General features: G+C 72.2%; 20 protein-coding genes and 1 pseudogene. 11 read left to right on the top strand and 10 right to left on the bottom strand.

The annotated features are described in order from the left end of the window. Window positions 1–19: 19 nt before the first annotated feature. On the bottom strand, window positions 20–862 hold the full coding sequence (locus ACWGJO_RS23940) for an HAD family hydrolase (RefSeq protein WP_452186680.1): 843 nt from the start codon (window positions 860–862) through the stop codon (window positions 20–22). 161 nt (window positions 863–1,023) lie between these two features. Between ACWGJO_RS23940 and ACWGJO_RS23935 the strand changes: the two genes are divergently transcribed. Continuing rightward, complete coding sequence (locus tag ACWGJO_RS23935) at window positions 1,024–1,212, top strand: hypothetical protein (RefSeq protein ID WP_359898072.1); 189 nt, start codon at window positions 1,024–1,026, stop codon at window positions 1,210–1,212. 195 nt (window positions 1,213–1,407) lie between these two features. Here ACWGJO_RS23935 and ACWGJO_RS23930 read toward each other — a convergent pair whose 3' ends face one another. The 3 genes from ACWGJO_RS23930 to ACWGJO_RS23920 form a co-directional block, all read right to left on the bottom strand. Continuing rightward, the gene (locus ACWGJO_RS23930; RefSeq protein ID WP_452186678.1) at window positions 1,408–2,112 is read right to left on the bottom strand and encodes a hypothetical protein; all 705 of its coding nucleotides are present in this window, start codon (window positions 2,110–2,112) and stop codon (window positions 1,408–1,410) included. A gap of 94 nt (window positions 2,113–2,206) precedes the next feature. Continuing rightward, window positions 2,207–3,073 (bottom strand): hypothetical protein, encoded by an 867-nt coding sequence (locus ACWGJO_RS23925; RefSeq protein WP_452186676.1) that lies wholly within the window; start codon window positions 3,071–3,073, stop codon window positions 2,207–2,209. Further along, entirely contained in the window at window positions 3,070–3,615 is a 546-nt protein-coding gene (locus ACWGJO_RS23920; RefSeq protein WP_452186674.1) for an RNA polymerase sigma factor, read from the bottom strand. The genes ACWGJO_RS23925 and ACWGJO_RS23920 overlap by 4 nt, the downstream gene beginning before the upstream one ends. 86 nt (window positions 3,616–3,701) lie before the next feature. On the opposite strand from ACWGJO_RS23920, the gene ACWGJO_RS23915 reads away from it, so the two are divergent. The 4 genes and pseudogenes from ACWGJO_RS23915 (at window position 3,702) to ACWGJO_RS23900 (ending at window position 6,069) form a co-directional block, all read left to right on the top strand. Next, on the top strand, window positions 3,702–4,613 hold the full coding sequence (locus ACWGJO_RS23915) for a serine/threonine-protein kinase (protein ID WP_452186672.1): 912 nt from the start codon (window positions 3,702–3,704) through the stop codon (window positions 4,611–4,613). 87 nt (window positions 4,614–4,700) lie between these two features. Next, window positions 4,701–4,937: pseudogene (locus tag ACWGJO_RS23910) on the top strand (LLM class flavin-dependent oxidoreductase); the annotation flags it as partial. 71 nt (window positions 4,938–5,008) lie between these two features. After that, window positions 5,009–5,605 carry an ArsR family transcriptional regulator gene (locus ACWGJO_RS23905; RefSeq protein ID WP_452186670.1) on the top strand — a complete coding sequence of 199 codons (597 nt, stop codon included), beginning with the start codon at window positions 5,009–5,011 and terminating at the stop codon, window positions 5,603–5,605. Then, window positions 5,602–6,069, top strand: coding sequence for a hypothetical protein (locus ACWGJO_RS23900; RefSeq protein WP_452186668.1), 468 nt, complete (start codon window positions 5,602–5,604; stop codon window positions 6,067–6,069). The genes ACWGJO_RS23905 and ACWGJO_RS23900 overlap by 4 nt, the downstream gene beginning before the upstream one ends. A 20-nt stretch (window positions 6,070–6,089) precedes the next feature. Here ACWGJO_RS23900 and ACWGJO_RS23895 read toward each other — a convergent pair whose 3' ends face one another. Beyond that, on the bottom strand, window positions 6,090–7,334 hold the full coding sequence (locus ACWGJO_RS23895) for a hypothetical protein (RefSeq protein WP_452186666.1): 1,245 nt from the start codon (window positions 7,332–7,334) through the stop codon (window positions 6,090–6,092). Window positions 7,335–7,366: 32 nt separating this feature from the next. Beyond that, window positions 7,367–7,681, bottom strand: coding sequence for a hypothetical protein (locus tag ACWGJO_RS23890; RefSeq protein ID WP_363571795.1), 315 nt, complete (start codon window positions 7,679–7,681; stop codon window positions 7,367–7,369). A gap of 80 nt (window positions 7,682–7,761) precedes the next feature. Here ACWGJO_RS23890 and ACWGJO_RS23885 point away from each other — a divergent pair, with 80 nt between their 5' ends. Both ACWGJO_RS23885 and ACWGJO_RS23880 read left to right on the top strand, forming a co-directional pair. Further along, window positions 7,762–8,649, top strand: coding sequence for an LLM class flavin-dependent oxidoreductase (locus tag ACWGJO_RS23885; RefSeq protein WP_452186664.1), 888 nt, complete (start codon window positions 7,762–7,764; stop codon window positions 8,647–8,649). A gap of 92 nt (window positions 8,650–8,741) precedes the next feature. Beyond that, entirely contained in the window at window positions 8,742–9,362 is a 621-nt protein-coding gene (locus tag ACWGJO_RS23880) for a hypothetical protein (RefSeq protein WP_452186662.1), read from the top strand. A 27-nt stretch (window positions 9,363–9,389) separates the two neighbouring features. Here ACWGJO_RS23880 and ACWGJO_RS23875 read toward each other — a convergent pair whose 3' ends face one another. The 4 genes from ACWGJO_RS23875 to ACWGJO_RS23860 are packed head-to-tail and all read right to left on the bottom strand — an operon-like array spanning window position 9,390 to window position 13,255. Next, window positions 9,390–9,917 (bottom strand): hypothetical protein, encoded by a 528-nt coding sequence (locus ACWGJO_RS23875; RefSeq protein ID WP_452186660.1) that lies wholly within the window; start codon window positions 9,915–9,917, stop codon window positions 9,390–9,392. Further along, window positions 9,914–10,519: a hypothetical protein gene (locus ACWGJO_RS23870; RefSeq protein WP_452186659.1), complete on the bottom strand. Its 606-nt coding sequence runs from the start codon at window positions 10,517–10,519 to the stop codon at window positions 9,914–9,916. The genes ACWGJO_RS23875 and ACWGJO_RS23870 overlap by 4 nt, the downstream gene beginning before the upstream one ends. Continuing rightward, a complete protein-coding gene (locus ACWGJO_RS23865; RefSeq protein ID WP_452186657.1) occupies window positions 10,516–12,798 on the bottom strand; it encodes a hypothetical protein in 2,283 nt (760 codons plus the stop codon). The genes ACWGJO_RS23870 and ACWGJO_RS23865 overlap by 4 nt, the downstream gene beginning before the upstream one ends. A 13-nt stretch (window positions 12,799–12,811) precedes the next feature. Next, the gene (locus ACWGJO_RS23860; RefSeq protein WP_452186655.1) at window positions 12,812–13,255 is read right to left on the bottom strand and encodes a hypothetical protein; all 444 of its coding nucleotides are present in this window, start codon (window positions 13,253–13,255) and stop codon (window positions 12,812–12,814) included. A 215-nt stretch (window positions 13,256–13,470) separates the two neighbouring features. Here ACWGJO_RS23860 and ACWGJO_RS23855 point away from each other — a divergent pair, with 215 nt between their 5' ends. Genes ACWGJO_RS23855 through ACWGJO_RS23840 form a run of 4 tightly spaced genes read left to right on the top strand, consistent with a single transcriptional unit; the run spans window position 13,471 to window position 17,051 of the window. Then, window positions 13,471–14,448, top strand: a complete 978-nt coding sequence (locus tag ACWGJO_RS23855) for an ABC transporter ATP-binding protein (RefSeq protein WP_452186653.1) — start codon at window positions 13,471–13,473, stop codon at window positions 14,446–14,448. After that, the gene (locus ACWGJO_RS23850; protein ID WP_452186651.1) at window positions 14,432–15,331 is read left to right on the top strand and encodes an ABC transporter permease; all 900 of its coding nucleotides are present in this window, start codon (window positions 14,432–14,434) and stop codon (window positions 15,329–15,331) included. Before ACWGJO_RS23855 ends, ACWGJO_RS23850 begins: the two co-directional genes overlap by 17 nt. A gap of 27 nt (window positions 15,332–15,358) precedes the next feature. Then, the gene (locus tag ACWGJO_RS23845; protein ID WP_452186649.1) at window positions 15,359–16,276 is read left to right on the top strand and encodes an ABC transporter ATP-binding protein; all 918 of its coding nucleotides are present in this window, start codon (window positions 15,359–15,361) and stop codon (window positions 16,274–16,276) included. 58 nt (window positions 16,277–16,334) lie between these two features. Further along, on the top strand, window positions 16,335–17,051 hold the full coding sequence (locus ACWGJO_RS23840; protein ID WP_452186647.1) for an ABC transporter permease: 717 nt from the start codon (window positions 16,335–16,337) through the stop codon (window positions 17,049–17,051). Window positions 17,052–17,165: the final 114 nt, after the last annotated feature.

Genomic DNA, 17,165 nt, shown 5'->3' with positions numbered 1-17,165 from the left:
CGGAGCGGTTCCCGTTGTCCTACCGGCCGAGGAGCCGCTCCAGCACCGCCGCGACGCCGTCCTGCTCGTTGCTCAGGGTGTGCAGCGGCACCGCCGCCAGCACCTGCGGGTGCGCGTTGGCGACGGCGTACGCGGTGCCGGCCCAGGCCAGCATCTCCAGGTCGTTCGGCATGTCGCCGAAGGCCACCACCCCGCTCCGGTCGATCCCGCGCCCGGCGCACCAGCGGGCCAGCGTGCTGGCCTTGGTGACGCCGGGCGCGCTGATCTCCAGCAGCGGGATCGCCGCCGAGCGGGTGATCTCGGCCAGGTGCCCGGCCGCCTCCCTGGCCTCGGCGAGGAACTTGTCCGGGTCGAGGTCCGGGTGCTTGGCCAGCAGCTTGAACAGGCCCCGGACCGACCCGCCGGCCCCCAGCAGCTCCTCCGCCGTGCCGACCTCGTGCTCCAGCTCGTCGCCCCACATCGGCACCGCGTACCCGGGCTCGCGGGCCCAGCCGCCCGGGTGCTCGAAGGCGAACGCGGTACCGGGCAGCTTGGCCCGCAGCGCCTCGACCACCGCCAGGGTGGTCTCCACCGGCAGCGGGAACGTCTCCAGCAGCTCGCCGCGCCGCACGTCCACCACTGCGCCGCCGTTCGAGCAGATCGCCACCCCGTGGCCGCCGATGTGCGGGCTCACCTGCTGCATCCAGCGCGGCGGCCGCCCGGTCACGAACACCACCTGCACCCCGGCCGCCTCGGCCGCCGCCAGCGCCGCGGCGGTGCGGTCGGTGACGGTGCCACCGGAGCAGAGCAGGGTGCCGTCCAGGTCGGTGGCGATGAGGCGGGGCGCGGTACGGGGTTCGGTCACCGGTCCATCTTCGCCCATCGGCGCGGCAGGGTCACCGGCCCGGCCCCGCGCCCACCGGCCGTCCGCGCCGTGATCAAGCCCTTCATACGCCGTTTCCGGCCGATCCCCAGGCCCCCGGGGTGCCCGGCCGGCCACGCCGGGAATGACTGCCCACGGCCACCCCGTCGGCAGGAAGAGCCATGCCCACACGCCAGCTCCGCGACCAGCCGCCCCCGACCGCCCGCCCCGACACCCGCGACCCGCGGGCGTCCGACGCCTCCCGCGACCCGGTCCTGCTCGGCGACGTCCTCTTCCACACCCTCGCCGAACTCGCCCGCCGCACCTGCGCCCCGTCCCTGCCCGCCCAGCGCACCCGCCCGCACCCGTAGCGCCGCCGCGCGAGCGCCCGCACCCGGCCGCCGGCCCCGGCCCGTGCGGGCCGCCCGCGGCGACGTGGAAGGAGACCCGCGGGGTCCGCACGCAGCCGGGGATGCTCCTGGCCCCGACCGTGCTGCGATATGTGCCGTGCCGGGTGGTTCGGGGCCCGCTCCGCCCGGCGGCGCGGGCGGAGCGGGGGCTCCCGTTCAGGAGGAGAGGCGCTTCAGTGCCGCGGTGGCGATGCCTTCGACGTCGTTCGAGGCGTCGGTGGGCCGGCCGGTGAGCTCGACGACGGCGACCCTGGTGCCGCTGCGCAGGACCGCGACCCCGCCGCTGACGGTGCCGTCGCCGTTGTAGGCCGGGTACCAGCGGGCGGTGCCGCCGGGGACGGTCAGGGTGTGGGCCGCGCCGTAGTGCCAGTGGCCGGCGGGCTCGTCCTGGCAGGTCTGGACGAGCGCGACGAGCTGCTGCTCCCAGGTGGCTGCCGCGGTCCCGGTGGGGGCGCTCGCGGCCGACTCGAACAGTCGGCCGTCGGTGGCGAAGGTCCAGGTCACGGACGCGTACGCGGTGGCCTTGGCCTCGGTCAGGTCGCGCATCGTCTCCTCGCCGGAGCACGCGGACAGGCCCTCGCGTCCGGTCAGCGCAATGGTCGCGCCGACCGGGTTCAGACCCTGCGGGAAGTCCTCGCTCTGGACGAGGCCGGCGGAGCCGAGTCCGGGCGCGGCGACCGCGGCCGGGTGGGCGGCGGTGACCGGGTGCGCGGCGACCGCGGCGCGCTGCGCGGTCCCGTCGGCGGTGGCCGGCTGGGTGCCGACGACGCCGGCCGTGATCAGTGCGGCGGCGAAGCAGGCCGCGGCGGCGACCCGGTTGCGGCGAACGGACTTCTGCTGGACGGCCTGGTTCTCGGTCATCTGGTCCCCCTGCTGGTCGGGACGCCTGCTGCGTCCTCGTACAACCGGGGAGATGCCGCCGGGGGAGGGAAAGCCGGAGCCCGGAGCGGCTGTTTCACAGCTGTGACAGAGCGGTCCTGACGACGCGGTCCATCGCGGCCGTCCCCAGGCAGGCATCGACCTCCAGCACCCCGTAGTGGTTGCCGCTGCGCAGTACGGCGATGCCGCCGCAGGGCTCCTTGCCCTCGGGCGCCGTGCCGCTGGTGTTGAGGGATCCCTGGTAGGTGCCCATCCAGCTCGCGGTGACGTCCGGGGCGAGCCGCAGCGTTGTGGTCCTTCCGTAGACCCAGTGCCCTGGCACTGCCTCCTGGCAGGGCACCTGCTCCAGCAGCAGGCGTTCGGCGAAGTTCTGTGCCAGGGAAGGGCTCCGGGCATCGGCGGCGACCTCGCGGGCGACCTGTCCGCCGCGCTCGGCGGACAGCGTGGAATCGTCCGGGCTGGTGCGGGTGCCGGTCGTCAGCCCGCGGAAGTGGGCACCCTGCCCGCCCAGGGTCTGGGTGAGGGTCTTCTCGCCGGAGCAGGCCGAGTTGGCGTAATTCCCGTCGCCGTACCGGTCGGTGACGCGGATCCGCTCGATGCCGATGTCCGGGCCGAACGCCGCGGGTTCCAGAAGATTCGCGGTCGTCACCGGCCCGGTCGCACCGGTCGCACCGGTCGCACCGGTCGGCGAGGCGGAGCCGGAGGCCGAGGACGCGGGCGTCGGGCCGGACCCGCCGGGCGTCGCGGGAGCGGACGCGCCCTGGGACGCCCCGCCGACCGCGGCACCCGACCGTGCTGCCGGGGGCGCGGCGGCGCCGGGGGGCGGCGGCAGGACGAATCGGCCGGTCGCCAGCCCGAGCGCGGCGGCTGCCACCAGGGCGGCGACGGCGGACCGGAGCCGGACGACGGAGTGGCCGCCGCCCGCCGCGGGACCGCCCTTCACGGACCGGTGACCAGGCGCTCGCGCATGAAGTGGCGGGCCCGGTCGATACGGTCCTTCACCGTGCTCAACGGGGCGTCCAGCTGCTCGGCCACCTGGACGTAGGTCAGGTCGCCCAGGTCGCGCAGCACGAAGGCCTCCACCAGGGTGGGGTGCTGCCGCTCCAGCGCGGCCAGCGCCTCCATCAGGTCGAGCCGGGTCCCGGCGATCACGCTGGTGGTGCGTGGGTCGACGGACTCGGGGAGGTCGGCGTGGCTGTCCTCGGCGCGCCGGCGCATCGAGCGGTAGGCGGACCGGGCGGCGTTCGAGGCGATCACCGTCACCCAGCCCTGGAAGGAGCCGCGGCCGCCGTACTGGCCCAGGTGCGTGCTGACGGACAGCAGCGCGTCCTGCGCCGCCTCCTCCGCGTCGGCGTGGTGGGGCAGGAAGCGCGAACAGCGGCGCAGCACCACCGGCCGCAGCTTGGCCAGCAGGTACTCCATCGACCCCGGGTCGCCTGCCTGAGCAGCCGCCACGAGCCGTTCCAGCTCGCCTTCCTCGAACACCCGGATCCCCCCGTTTCGTCCCGCCCGGCACCCCACCGTCGAACGGGAGTTCCGCGCTCCCCCCGACTCCGGCAGAATGCTGCCACATGCGCAAGCTCGGCCGTTACCTCCTCCTGGAGCGGCTCGGAGCCGGCTCCTTCGCGACGGTCTGGAAGGCCTACGATCCGGAGCTCGACACCGAGGTCGCGGTGAAGGTGCTGGCCGAGAACTGGGCCGCCAACGCCGATGTGCGCGAACGGTTCCTGGCGGAGGCGAGGCTGCTGCGCCGGATCGCCAGCCCCCGGGTGGTCCGGGTGCACGACGTCGGGGTGCAGGAGGACCGGCCCTACTTCGTCATGGACTACGTACGCGGCGGCACCCTGGAGGACCGGGTCGGGCAGTGCGAACCGCAGGAGGCGCTGCGGCTGGCCGCGGAGGCGGGCTACGCGGTCCAGGTCCTGCACGAGGCGGGCGTGGTGCACCGCGACGTCAAGCCGTCCAACCTGCTGCTCGCCACCGGCCCCGCGCCCGCCGCGGTGCTGGTGGCGGATCTGGGCAGCGCGAAGCAACTGGCCGACGCGTCCGGGCTGACGGTGACCACGGGCACGCCCGCGTACATGGCACCGGAACAGGCCTTCCAGACCGGCGGGTTCGACGGGAGGGCCGACGTGTACGCGCTGGCCGTCGTGGCCTACGAGCTGCTGACCGGGCAGAAGCCGTTCGGCCCGGGCGGACGCGCCACAGCCCTGATGACCGGCGGGCCGGCCGCCTCGACGCTGCCGGCGCTCCCGGCCGGAACGGAGCTCCCGCCGAACGTCGCCCTGCTGCTACGGACCGCGATGTCCGTCGAGCCGGCGGACCGACCGCCGACCGCCCAGGCCTTCGCGGACGCGCTGCTGGCTCCGGTCCCGCAGTCCCGGGCCCCGGAAGGCCCCGGGTGGCTGACCCCGCGCGCGGTCTGTCTGGCGTCGGGCACGGTGTTCGCGGCGACGACCCTGCTGAGCTGGCTGCAGCGTTGAATCCGACAGGGAGCCGGTCCGCACCGGCCCGAACGGCGGCCCCGACGGGCAGGCCCGGCCGCCGACGGCTGCCGTAGGGCCGGTGGCATGCGGCTGAGCACCGTGATCCTCCCCGTCCACCGGTGGAGCGAAGGGCAGAAGATCTGGCGGCGGGCCGAGGAGCTCGGCTTCCACGCCGCGTACACCTACGACCACCTGAGCTGGCGGTCCTTCCAGGACGAGCCGTGGTTCGGCTCGCTGCCGACGCTGACGGCGGCGGCCTGCGCCACCGAGCGGCTGCGCCTCGGCACCCTGGTGACCTCGGTCAAGCCTCGTTCACCCATCGCGGCCTGACCTGCGCAGTAGTCGTATTTGATGAGAAATATCTGCATTGCGCGCATGATATTCTGCGCTTAATGAAGATGTCTGCGCCCTCGCTACTTCCGCTCTTCCGGTCCCAGTTGCAAGGGGACCTCCTGGCACTCGTGCTGTTGCACCCGGATCGCAGTTGGACGCTCACCGGCCTTGCCGGGGAACTGGGGGCCTCGCACACAGCCGTCCTCCGAGAGGTGGACCGGCTGATCGGGTCGGAGATTCTTGCGGAGGAGCGGGTCGGACGAACCCGGGTCATCACAGCCAGGACCGACACCGTTCTGTACAGGCCGCTGTGCGACCTGTTGCTGGTGACGTACGGGCCGCTGCCTCGACTGAGTTCGCTCCTGGCCGACCTCGACGGCATCGACGAGGCGTACATCTACGGTTCCTGGGCAGCCCGCCACAGCGGCGTGCCCGGACCGATCCCAGCAGACGTCGACGTCCTTGTCGTCGGACGCCCCGATCCGGACGAACTCTTCGATCTCGCCGAACGTGCCTCCCGGGAGTTGCGCCGGGAGGTCAACGTCCACCGTGTCGCTCCAGAGGCATGGGCATCGCCGAGTGACGAACCCTTCCTGACCTCGGTCCGTGAGCGACCGCTGGTCCGCCTGCACCTACGTGAGGAGAACGGCGAATGAGCCGCTGGGAGCAGGGCCGGACCGTCGTTGACGACCTGATCCATCGCAAGGAGGTCGAGAGGGTGCCGGCCTCGACGGAGCATGCGGAGGCGGAACTCGCCCAGGCCCGACAGCACTTGGCCTCCGCAAGGATGCTCCTCGATGTCGACCCGGTCGGTGCCTACAGCCTTGCCTGCGACGCTGCGCGCAAGGCGCTTGCGGCGGTCCTGGTGAACCAGGGACTTCGCGCCACGAGCAGGGGCGGCCATGTCGCGTTCTACGAGACGGTGAAGGCGCAGCTGGACCCGCCACTCGGAGGCATCCTGCGACCGTTCAGCCGCATGCGTGTCCGCCGGAACGAGAGCGAATACCGATCTGCCGAAGCTCCGCCGGTCACCCCCGAGGAGGTCAGGGGAGATCTGCCGAAAGCACAGGCGATCATCGAGCTGGCGGAGAAGGCCATGCCGCACATGGGTCGCTACTGATCACCGAAAACCAGCCTCGGTCACGGGTGGCCGGGTCGATCCGGCACACGCCGTGTCCTGGTGAACCTCTGCCGACGGCCGCCAGCAGCGAGTTCGCTGAGGCGCTCACCGATCACGGAAACGCCCGGGCGGGGCTCCTGCTCGTAGTACCAGGGCTTGCGCCGGCGCAGCAGCTCCTCGCCGTGCTCGTCCCAGGTGAATCCGGGCTTCCGCAGCAGCTTCCGGAACACCTCGTCGACGGTCTCCGGGTGGGCGGCGGCCAGGCGGCGGAGCGGCAGCGGTGCAATCGACTCCTCGCGCAGGTACACGCACAGCAGGTCCTGGTGCTGCCTGCGGCCAGGGAGGGCCGGATCGGCGAAGAGGTCCCGCAGCATCCCGTAGTCCGGGTAGAAGTTGAGCCCGTCCACTTCGTCGTAGATGACGCCGACCGTGTCCGATTCGGCGAGTCCTCGCGGCAGTTCGAAGGCCGGGAAGGCCAGGCCGGGGAGCCGCCTGCCCCGGGCCCGGTCGGGATGCTCGGCGACGGCGGCCTCCTGCCGGTGCCGGTAGTAGGCGTTGAGCCGGTCCTCGACTTCGGCAGGGGGAAGGACCAGTTCGTCGCTGCCGCAGAACTCGACGAACGCGGCCCGGTCCTCCCGCATCGACTCCCATCCCTGCTCGATCTTCTCGGGGTTGCGGAAGACCAGTTCAGGGTGGCTGGTGGCCAGTTGGAGTGCCGCCCGGGCGATCTCGGTGGCGCTGGACTTCGGGTAGGACGACATCGCCCCGGAGATCAGCCACGCCCCGTCCGCCGAGTGCACGGGCACCACGCAGGCGAGGAGGAAGCCTCCCTTGGACACTCCGCGGAAGGCCGCCCGCCCGACGTTCGAGTAGGTGCGGTACTCCAGGTCGTCGACCAGGTTCAGCAGGACGACGGCGTCCCCGTCCTTGCGCCGGATCTCGAAGACGCCCTCGACCGGGTCACGCCAGCCGAGCAGCATCTCCCGATCTGCCTCGGTCAAGCCCCGTCGTCCGGCCACGAACCGGTCCACCACGGTAGAACCGTCCGGCAAGCGGTACCGCAGAATGAAGTTGTCGACGATCCGGATCGCATCGCCTTCCCCCAACTGCCGCTGAGGCCCGGCGGCCTCCAGGAGGAGGGGCGTCAACCACCGGTCGAACCGCGCGCTCTGGGCGAAGGCGACGAGTTCGCCCTTCAGTTCGGAACTTCGCTCGATCAGGCGCCGCAACGACGCCTCGTCCTCGCTCCGTACAGCGACAGTCATGAGAGCTCTCTCGGTCTTGAAGGTTCCGACGCTCACTGCGCCCAGTAATGGCGATATGCCTCGACCCACTCCGCTCCGTCCGGCGCCGGGTCCGGCAACGGAAGATCCAGGAGCCCGATCGCCTGCCGGAATCCACCGCGGGTGCACAGGGCGACGATTCTTCCGTCCCGCGAGAGGTCGACGCTGCGCACGGTCACCTCGGCGCCCAGCACCGAGGTGCTGAACGGAACGGCCAGGTTTTCCTCGACGGCGGTGAACAGAGCCGACACCTCCTCGTGCTCGTCGTAGGTGTCGACCGTCGCTTCCTCGACCAGCGCGGTCAGTTCTCGCCTGCTCAGCGTGCCCATGGCGCCACGCTAGCCCACCTGCTCGTGCCGACTTGCGAGCGGTCCGAAGCCCCTCCGGTTCGCGCGAGTATCGTCGCAGCATGCGACTGAGTACCGTGATCCTCCCCGTCCACCGGTGGAGCGAAGGGCAGAAGATCTGGCGGCGGGCCGAGGAGCTCGGCTTCCACGCCGCGTACACCTACGACCACCTGAGCTGGCGGTCCTTCCAGGACGAGCCGTGGTTCGGCTCGCTGCCGACGCTGACGGCGGCGGCCTGCGCCACCGAGCGGCTGCGCCTCGGCACCCTGGTGACCTCGCCGAACTTCCGGCACCCGGTGACGCTGGCGAAGGAGCTGATCACGCTGGACGACGTGTCCGGCGGCCGGTTCACGCTGGGGATCGGGGCCGGCGGGACGGGCTTCGACGCGACGGCGCTGGGGCAGGAGGCGTGGTCGCCGAGGGAGCGGGCGGACCGGCTGGGGGAGTTCGTGCCGCTGCTGGACGAGCTGCTGCGCAGCGACGCCACGACGCGCGAGGGCACGTACTACTCGGCGGTCGAGGCGCGGAACGTCCCCGGCTGCGTGCAGAGCCCGCGGCTGCCGTTCTACGTGGCGGCGACCGGCCCGCGCGGGCTGCGGCTGGCCGCCGAGCACGGGCAGGGCTGGGTGACGTACGGCGACCCGAAGGGCCCGGCGGACGTGCCCGTCGAGCAGGCGCCCGGCGTGATCGCGCGGCAGATCGAGAAGCTGACGGCCGCCTGCGAGGAGCGGGGCCGGGACGTCGCGACGCTGGAGAAGGTGCTGCTCCAGGGCTCGACCGCGGAGAAGCCGCTGCAGTCGGTGGAGGCCTTCGTGGACTGGGCGGGCACCTACCGGGAGCTGGGCGTCACCGAGCTTGTGATCCACTGGCCGATTCCCGACTCGATCTTCGAGAACGACCTCGCCGTCTTCGAGGAGATCGCCACCGAGGGCCTCGCCCGGCTGGGCTGAGCCCCGTCGGCGGGGCGGGCGTCCGTCCGGGGCGCTAGTCTGTCGGCCGCATCACCTAACTGATCATGCGTCACCACGGGGGTTCCTTCGTCATGCCTTCTTCCAGCTCCGGCTCCGGCTCCAGGAGACTTCTCGCCACCGCCCTGGTCGCCGCCGCGGCGTTCGGCCTGGCCGCCTGCGGCCCCGACGACAGCGCGGACCAGGGCGCGGGAGGCGGGGCGACCACCGCCGCCTCCGGCGCGCCCACCGCCGCCCCGGCCGGCGCCGCGAGCCAGGCGCCGAGCGGCAAGCCCGCCGGGACCGGCAAGCCCGCCGCGACGGGCACGCCGTCCGCCGACGGCGAGCCGGAGGGCTTCTGCACCCACGGGCCGCTGCCCGCCGGGCAGAAGTGGGTCTACCCGGCGAAGGGCACCAGCGCGACGACCCTGGTCTACAAGGACACCAAGGACGCCTGCGGCGTGAACGACGTCGTCTTCGAGCCGGTGGGCGCGGACAAGAGCGCCCCGTTCGCGCCCACCGCCAAGGGTCACCTGAGCTCGGTGCTGGCCCCGCCGAAGGACGTCAACCTGGCCGACCTGGTGAAGCACGTCAACGAGTGCCTCGCCGCGCCGCACAACGAGAAGGGCTCGTACCCCTGCTCGGCCGGCGACTACAAGGTGGCGATCGACGCCTCCGGCAAGGTCACCGAGCTGTGGGAGCGGGCCCACAGCTGACGGGCGCCGGGAGCGGCGCCGGCCGGCTCACATCACTTCGAGCCGTTCGGCGCCGCCCGCGCAGCCGAGCTGCCGTTCGGCGGCCCGCTCGGCGAAGCCGCCCGCCAGTTCTCCCATCCGCTTCCGGCCGGGTCCGTCGGGAAGGTGCCCGCCGTCCTTCGCGGTGATCCTGAGGACGGCCCGGTAGGCCTCGGTCCGGCCGTTCACCGAGCAGCCGAAGGCGGCCGCTCCGAGGGTGTCGCCGCCGGACCGCACGTCCCCGAACTCCGCGTCGGCGGTCAGCGACCGCCCGTCCTCTCCGGAGATCCGGCAGTGCAGGGACGGCTTGACCTCGGCCGTCGCCGACGTGTACTCCGTGACCGCGAAGACCCGGGGGGCCCGGCCCAGCAGCTCGGCGACGGCCGGGTCGTCCAGCAGACCCCGGCACTCCCCGTGCGACAGGGACACGGCCGGTGGCCGGTACGCGGCGTGGTCGAGGTACAGGTGCCAGCCGAGCAGGCCGCCGCCGAGCAGCAGTGCCGTCGTGCCGGCGAGCAGCGCCTGGGAGCGTTTCATGAGCACCGGTCCTTCCTCGCCTCCACCAGCGCGGCCCGGGTGAGCTCTTCGAGGTCGGCCCGGCCGCCGTCGCCGGAGGCGCGGGCGGCCTCCCCGGCGGTGACCTCCAGCTGCACGTAGTCGTTCGAGGTGTACTTCCCGCCCAGGCAGCTCGCGGCCACGGCCGCGCCGCCCGGCCACGAAGTGCCGAGGCCGGCGATGTCGAAGCCGCGCGCCTCCGGGTGCTTGGCACCCTCGGCGGTGAGGGCGAGCTCGCCCTGGCGCCGGACGGACGTGAAGGTGATCGCGCCGCGTCCGTCGACCCGGATGACACAGGTCTGCGGGTCCTGGCCGATGAGGGCCTTCGTCCGCTCCTCCACGTCCTGGCCGCCGTCGGGCAGCAGCCGCGCGAGCGGGGTGCCGGCGCCGGTGGGCATCCGGCAGAGGTGGGCGGCCCGGCCGGGCGGGTCGGCGGGGCGGTGGCCCCGCCAGTCCAGGTAGCCGACGGTCCCGGCCCCCGCCACGGCGAGGACCAGCACGCGGGGGAGCCACCACCGGCTGTCGAGGCGCCACCCCCACCGGTTCGTCAGGAAGCGGCCCCACCGGGCCGCGAGGTCCTTCACGCGCCGCCCTTCGCGTGGTTGACGTGGTTGTTGACGACGCCGTTGCTGTAGCCGTTCATCACGTTGATCCCGGCGCTCTCGGCGAGGCGGTTGACGTCCTCGCGGCTCATCCCGGAGGTGCCGCCGGCGTCCTTGACGGCCTGCTTGACGCTGCCCACCGCCTGGTTCTGCCCACTCGCGTTCTCGTCGCGCGCCGTCTGGTCGCCGGCCGCCGTGGTGTCCTGCTTGTTGGCCTCGATCACGCTCTCGGCGATCGAGTCGATGATCTGGTCCGCGACCTCGCCGCCCAGCGGGATCTTGTCCGTCACGGTGCCGATGACGGCGCTGAAGGCGTCCTTGCCGTAGCCGACGTTCTTCTCCAGCGCCTCGTTGAACTCCTTGTCGGACTCGGCGTGCTTGTAGTGCACCTCGTCGACCCGGGCCTCGTTGAGGATGCCGCTGGTGATCCCGCCGGCGTGGGCGATGTTGTTGATGTCGACGTTGAGCCGGGCGAAGTCGGTCTGCCCGCCGTCCATGTGGCCGCGGATGAGGGCGGTGGTGTACGCCTGGTTGGCGTTGACCACGGCGCCGTAGGACTCCGGATCGCGTCCGAGCGCGTCCATCAGCCCCTCAACGGAGGACTTGCCGAGGTTGGCCGGCGAGCCGTTGACCGGCAGCTCGTGGGTGAGGGCGAGCGCGTTCTGCACGTCGCCGATGTACTCGGCGGTCATGTGCCCGAGGCTGCCCCGCATGGCGGCGAGCTTGCCGTCGCCCTTGATGTCGTCCAGTCCGCCGTCGTCGCCGTGCCGGCCGAAGGTGTCCACGACCCGCTTCATCAGGTCGGCCTGCTCGGTGGTGTGCCGCTCCGGCGGGACGGGGCCGGGTTCGTCGTACGGGTGGCCGGTGGTGGCGGCCTCCAGGGCGCGGCCGAAGGCGGCCGGCCCGGCCTGCTTGCTCGCGTCCCACACCTTGGAGTCCCGCGAGGTCGTGTCCGGGATCCAGTCCTTGTCGTGGGCGTAGTAGTCGAAGTAGTCCGAGGGCTTGGGCTTGCCGCCCTGGTTGACCGTGCCGTCCTGGTTGTACGCGGTCGGCTGCTCGGTGAAGAACTTGTTGGCGGCCTCCGGGCTGTGCGCGAGCGCCTCCAGGACGGCGGTGGTGGGACGGAAGCCGGAGCCCGCCTCGTCGCCCCCGGTCAGGTTGAAGCCCTGGATCTTGGAGCCGGGCATCGGGGCCGGCCAGTACCTGTCCTGGGTGTCGAGCTGGGTGACGTGCTCGGCGATCGGGTTGATGAAGTGGGCGTCGTAGTTGCCGTTCATCAGGATGCCGGAGAGCACCTGGTAGCCGTACGGCACGTAGTCGAGGCCGGAGGCCCGGTAGGGCTTGTCCCAGACCGGCTGGGATCCGGCCTTGCGCAGCGCGGCGGACCACTCGTCCGACAGGTGCGGCTCGTTGGTGGTGCGGGTGGCGGTGGCGAGGGTGAGTCCCAGGTTCTTCTGGAGGTCCTGGTAGGCCTTCCAGCGCGGGGACTTGTCGTCGCGGGGGTGCGCCGGGTCGCCGACCATGCCGTTCCAGGACTTGATCAGGCCGTCCGGCCCGAGGTCCTGGTAGAACTTGGTGGCGAACTTCGGGTCGTTGCCGTGCGAGGCCAGCAGCGAGTTCAGTTCGGTGAGTTCGGGCTCGGTGATGTCCCCGCCCTTGGCGGCGAGCTGGGCGGCGCGCTTGCCGTCGGCCTCGGGGCCGCCGCCGATGGCCTTGCCGTTGAAGGACTTCTGCCCGTCCGTCATGCTGTCGGCGCGCAGCGCGTAGGCGATCCGCTCGTCGGCGGCGGCGGCCTCGGCGACGGCGGCGTCGATCGCCTTGCGGGCGGCCTCCGCCTTGTCGCCCCACTCCTTCTGGTAGTCCCGGAGGGCCTCGTAGTCGTGCCGGGTGGCGTTGTCGGCCGGGGGCCAGCTGACGGTGCCGTTGTCGGTGACGGTCAGCCCGGCCGTGCGGGCCTCCGCGACCGCCTTGTCCAGCTTGGTCTTCGCCGCCTTGAACTCGGTCGACGCCTCCGTGAAGATCGAGGCGAAGGCGTTCGCCTCGGTGACGGCGGCGGTCAGCTGCTCGTTGGTGCGCTGCAGGCCGGGGCGGGCCTGGTCGGCCGAGGGGCCGCTCCAGCAGGCGGAGTTGACCTGGGCGATCACCGTTCTGTCCCAGTCGTCGTCCATCGACTTGAGCTTCTGGGCCACGGTGGTCCAGGCGGTGGCGGCGGTGTCCAGGACACCGAAGTCGGCGGTGCTGAGCTCGTGGAAGTCGACCATCGCTGCTCTTCTCTCAGGTGCCGAGGTCGTGCTGGACGGCCGACTCGTTCTGGCGGTAGTTGGTGGCGGTGGCGCGCAGCGCCTGGGTGGTCTGCCCGATGGTGCCGCCGAGCGCGGCGACGCACTGGTCCCAGGTGCCGGCGGCGCCCGCCGCGGCCTTGCCGGTGCTCCAGTTGGCGAGCGAGGTGGAGACCTTGGTGGTGGCCTCGTCGGCGCCCCGGCCGTCGGTGTTGAGGCGGGCGTGGATCTGGTCGGAGTTGTTCCCCGCGGTGGTCAGCGCGTTGGTGTCGGCGCTGAAGCCGGATCCGCCCCCGCCGCCTCCGCCGCCCGGTGCCGAGGCCGAGTTGATCTGCGTGCGGGCCGCCTCCTGGGCGCGGGCCCGGTCGGTCAGGTTCCCGTCCGCGTCGTAGGCCCAAGGGTTCATCATCCGGTCGAACGCGGTCGCCCGATCAGACATGTCGATCGATCCCCTCCCGTGCCGGAACGCTGTTCCGGCACCCCCGTTGGCAAAGAATGTGGCAAGTGCGTCAAGAGTTCGACAAAGGGTACAGGCGGGTTCCGGTTTTGCCGAACCCCTAGGGGAGAGGGGGGCCGACGTCATACCGCAGCAGCAGACGGGCTCGTCATTCGAGCTCATGACCCCTGTGGCACAAGACCGTTACGGTGGTCGGCGTGTCCACAGCTGTCATCAAGACGGACGGCCTCACCAAGAGGTTTCCCCGGGTCACCGCGCTCGACCAGCTCACCGTCGAGGTGCGGCCGGGTGTGGTCGGCCTGGTCGGGGCCAACGGCGCGGGCAAGTCCACTCTGATCAAGATCCTTCTCGGGCTCGCCCCGGCGACCTCCGGCCGGGGCGAGGTCCTCGGCCTGGACGTCGCCACCCGCGGGTCCGAGATCCGCGCGCAGGTCGGCTACATGCCCGAGCACGACTGCCTGCCACCGGACGTCTCCGCGACCGAGTTCGTGGTGCACATGGCCCGGATGGCGGGCCTGCCCGCCACCGCCGCCCGTGAGCGCACCGCGGACACCCTGCGGCACGTCGGCCTCTACGAGGAGCGGTACCGCCCGATGGGCGGCTACTCGACCGGCATGAAGCAGCGGGTCAAGCTCGCCCAGGCGCTGGTGCACGACCCGAAGCTGGTGCTGCTGGACGAGCCGACCAACGGCCTCGACCCGGCCGGCCGGGACGAGATGCTGGGGCTGATCCGCCGGGTGCACACCGACTTCGGCATCTCGGTGCTGGTCACCACCCACCTGCTCGGCGAGCTGGAGCGGACCTGCGACCACCTGGTCGTGATCGACGGCGGCAAGCTGCTGCGCTCCTCCTCCACCGCCTCCTTCACCGAGGTGACGGCCGTCCTCGCGGTCGAGGTCGGCGACCACCCGGAGGACCACGGCCTGGAGCCGGGCCCGGCGGTCCGCGAGCGGCTCGCCGCGGTCGGCCTGTCCGTCCAGTCCGAGGGTTCGCACCAGCTGCTGGTCCGGCTGGCCGACGAGTCGACGTACGACACCATCCGCGACGCCGTCGCCGAACTGGGCCTCGGCCTGGTCCGGTTGGAACAGCGCCGGCACCGGGTCGCCGAACTCTTCACCGACTCCCAGGACACCGAGCAGAGCAGGGGAGGGACGAACGATGGCGCTGCCTCCTGACACCAGGTCCGCCGACACCGGCGTCATCCACGACATCGGCTACCGCGGCTACACCGGCCCCCGGCTCGGCCGCTCCTACGCGACCCGCGCGCTCTTCACCCAGAGCCTGCGCGCCGCGTACGGCCTCGGCCGCTCCGGCAAGTCCAAGGTGCTGCCGATGCTGGTGCTGGGTGTGGTGACCGTGCCCGCGCTGATCATGGTGGCGCTCTCGGTCGTGATGAAGCGCGAGGAACTGCCGGTCGAGTACGCCGGCTACCTCTCCATGCTCAGCCTGGTGGTCTCGGTCTTCCTCGCCTCCCAGGCGCCGGTACTGCTCTCCCGGGACCTGCGCTACCAGACCGTCCCGCTCTACTTCTCCCGCCCGATCACCCGCACCGACTACGTCCGGGCCAAGTTCGGCGCCATGGTCTGCGCCCAGCTGCTGCTGATGGCGGCCCCGTTGCTGGTGCTGTACATCGGCGCGCTGCTCGGCGGGATGGACTTCGGGCACAACACCGGGCACTTCCTGTACGGCCTGGTCGCGGCCGTCCTGTACGCGCTGGTGCCGACCTCGGTCGCCCTGGTGATCGCGGCCGCCACCCCGCGCCGCGGCTTCGGGGTGGCCGCCATCATGGGCTACCTGGCGGTCAGCGCCGCCCTGGGCGCCGCCGCGGTCGGGATCAGCAACCCCAGCACGACCGGCTCCGACACCGCGCAGTGGATGTCGCTGATCTCGCCCACCGACCTGGTGGAGTCCCTGGTCAACGAACTGTTCGGCCTCGGTGAGGGATTCGACCGCCGGCACGCGCCGGGCGGCCTGGGCCTCGCCGTGTTCGCGCTCGTCGCGGTGGCCATGGTGGTCGGCTCGTACCGGCTGCTGCTGCGCCGCTACCGCCGTGTCTAATTCAACTGCAGTGTCTGAGAGGGCGGCATGGCCACCATCAGCATCGACAAGGTCTCCCGCTGGTTCGGGAACGTGGTCGCGGTCAACGACATCACCATGGCCATCGGCCCCGGCATCACCGGCCTGCTCGGCCCCAACGGGGCGGGCAAGTCCACCCTCATCCACATGATGAGCGGCTTCCTGGCCCCCTCCAGCGGCTCCGTCACCCTGGACGGCGCGCCGATCTGGCGCAACCAGCAGGTGTACCGGCAGATCGGCCTGGTGCCCGAGCGGGAGTCGATGTACGACTACCTGACCGGCTGGGAGTTCGTCCTCGCCAACGCCGAACTGCACGGCCTGCCCCAGCCGGGCGCCGCCGCCGGCCGGGCGCTGGACCTGGTGGAGATGGCCTACGCCAAGGACCGCCGCACCGGCACCTACTCCAAGGGCATGAAGCAGCGGGTCAAGATGGCCTCCGCACTGGTCCACGACCCGTCCGTCCTGCTGCTCGACGAGCCCTTCAACGGCATGGACCCGCGCCAGCGGCTCCAGCTGATGGACCTGCTGCGCCGCTTCGGCGCGGACGGCCGGACCGTGCTGTTCTCCTCCCACATCCTGGAGGAGGTCGAGCAGCTGGCCCGGCACATCGAGGTGGTGGTCGCCGGACGGCACGCCGCCTCGGGCGACTACCGCAAGATCCGCCGGCTGATGACCGACCGCCCGCACCGCTACCTGGTCCGCTCCAGCGACGACCGCAGGCTCGCCGCCGCGCTGATCGCCGACGGCTCGACCACCGGCATCGAGGTGGACGAGCGGGAGCGGGCGCTGCGGATCGAAGCGGTGCACTTCCAGGGCTTCACCACCCTGCTGCCCAGGGTCGCCCGGGATGCCGGCATCCGGCTGTACACCGTCTCCCCGGCGGACGAATCGCTGGAGAGCGTCTTCTCCTACCTGGTCTCCGCATGAGCGGGCACGTGAGCACCGCCGCCAGGACCGTCGTTGCCCAGGAAGGGGCGGACCGACCATGAACCCCACCGTCGCCAGGCTGACCCTGCGCGGGCTGCTGGGCCGCCGCCGCGGCCTGCTGCTGCTGGTGGTCCCCGCCCTGCTGCTGATCGTCGCGGCCATCGCCAGTGTGTCCAGCGCCGACCCCCACGAGACGGCCGGCAACGTCCTCGGGGCCCTCGGCCTCGGCACCCTGATCCCGATCCTCGGGCTGGTCGTCGGCACCGGGGTGATCGCCAACGAGATCGACGACGGCTCGATCGTCTACCTGCTCGCCAAGCCGCTGCCCCGGTGGCGGATCGTCACCACCAAGCTGGTCGTCGCGATCGGTGTCACCTGGCTGTTCTCGGTCGTCCCGACGCTGCTGGCCGGGCTGCTGCTGGTCGGCACCCAGGACGGCGTGGCGCTCGGCTACACCGTGGCGGTGCTGGTCGCCGGCGCCGCGTACAGCGCGCTGTTCCTGCTGCTCGGCGTGGTCACCCGGCACGCGGTGGTGGCCGGGCTCGCGTACGCCCTGATCTGGGAGTCGACGGTCGGCAACTTCGTCGAGGGCGCCCGCACGCTGAGCATCCAGCAGTGGGGCCGCTCGGTGGCCGAGGCGGTCGCCGGGCAGAACGCGATCAGCTCCGACGTCTCGCTCGCGGCGGCGGTGCCGCTGCTGCTGGTGGTCACCGTCGCGGCGACGGTGTTCGCCTCGGTGAAGCTGGCCGGGATGACGCTGGCCGGCGAGGAGTGAGCCCGGCCCGGCACTGAGCCCCCGTACGGCGGTGGGCCCGGTCCGGCGGTGGGCCCGGTCCGGCAGCGGACCCGGTACGGCAGTGGGCCCCGGACACCTGAGGGTGTCCGGGGC

This window comes from Kitasatospora sp. NPDC054795 (assembly GCF_053611565.1).
This window is presented reverse-complemented; position numbering and strand designations above follow the sequence as displayed.

Bases quoted from the DNA above. Each gene is read 5' to 3' on its own strand.
- ACWGJO_RS23940 (WP_452186680.1), bottom strand. From the start codon at position 862: ATGGGCGAAGATGGACCGGTGACCGAACCCCGTACCGCGCCCCGCCTC.
- ACWGJO_RS23935 (WP_359898072.1), top strand. From the start codon at position 1,024: ATGCCCACACGCCAGCTCCGCGACCAGCCGCCCCCGACCGCCCGCCCC.
- ACWGJO_RS23930 (WP_452186678.1), bottom strand. From the start codon at position 2,112: ATGACCGAGAACCAGGCCGTCCAGCAGAAGTCCGTTCGCCGCAACCGG.
- ACWGJO_RS23915 (WP_452186672.1), top strand. From the start codon at position 3,702: ATGCGCAAGCTCGGCCGTTACCTCCTCCTGGAGCGGCTCGGAGCCGGC.
- ACWGJO_RS23905 (WP_452186670.1), top strand. From the start codon at position 5,009: ATGAAGATGTCTGCGCCCTCGCTACTTCCGCTCTTCCGGTCCCAGTTG.
- ACWGJO_RS23900 (WP_452186668.1), top strand. From the start codon at position 5,602: ATGAGCCGCTGGGAGCAGGGCCGGACCGTCGTTGACGACCTGATCCAT.
- ACWGJO_RS23895 (WP_452186666.1), bottom strand. From the start codon at position 7,334: ATGACTGTCGCTGTACGGAGCGAGGACGAGGCGTCGTTGCGGCGCCTG.
- ACWGJO_RS23890 (WP_363571795.1), bottom strand. From the start codon at position 7,681: ATGGGCACGCTGAGCAGGCGAGAACTGACCGCGCTGGTCGAGGAAGCG.
- ACWGJO_RS23885 (WP_452186664.1), top strand. From the start codon at position 7,762: ATGCGACTGAGTACCGTGATCCTCCCCGTCCACCGGTGGAGCGAAGGG.
- ACWGJO_RS23880 (WP_452186662.1), top strand. From the start codon at position 8,742: ATGCCTTCTTCCAGCTCCGGCTCCGGCTCCAGGAGACTTCTCGCCACC.
- ACWGJO_RS23875 (WP_452186660.1), bottom strand. From the start codon at position 9,917: ATGAAACGCTCCCAGGCGCTGCTCGCCGGCACGACGGCACTGCTGCTC.
- ACWGJO_RS23865 (WP_452186657.1), bottom strand. From the start codon at position 12,798: ATGGTCGACTTCCACGAGCTCAGCACCGCCGACTTCGGTGTCCTGGAC.
- ACWGJO_RS23860 (WP_452186655.1), bottom strand. From the start codon at position 13,255: ATGTCTGATCGGGCGACCGCGTTCGACCGGATGATGAACCCTTGGGCC.
- ACWGJO_RS23850 (WP_452186651.1), top strand. From the start codon at position 14,432: ATGGCGCTGCCTCCTGACACCAGGTCCGCCGACACCGGCGTCATCCAC.
- ACWGJO_RS23845 (WP_452186649.1), top strand. From the start codon at position 15,359: ATGGCCACCATCAGCATCGACAAGGTCTCCCGCTGGTTCGGGAACGTG.
- ACWGJO_RS23840 (WP_452186647.1), top strand. From the start codon at position 16,335: ATGAACCCCACCGTCGCCAGGCTGACCCTGCGCGGGCTGCTGGGCCGC.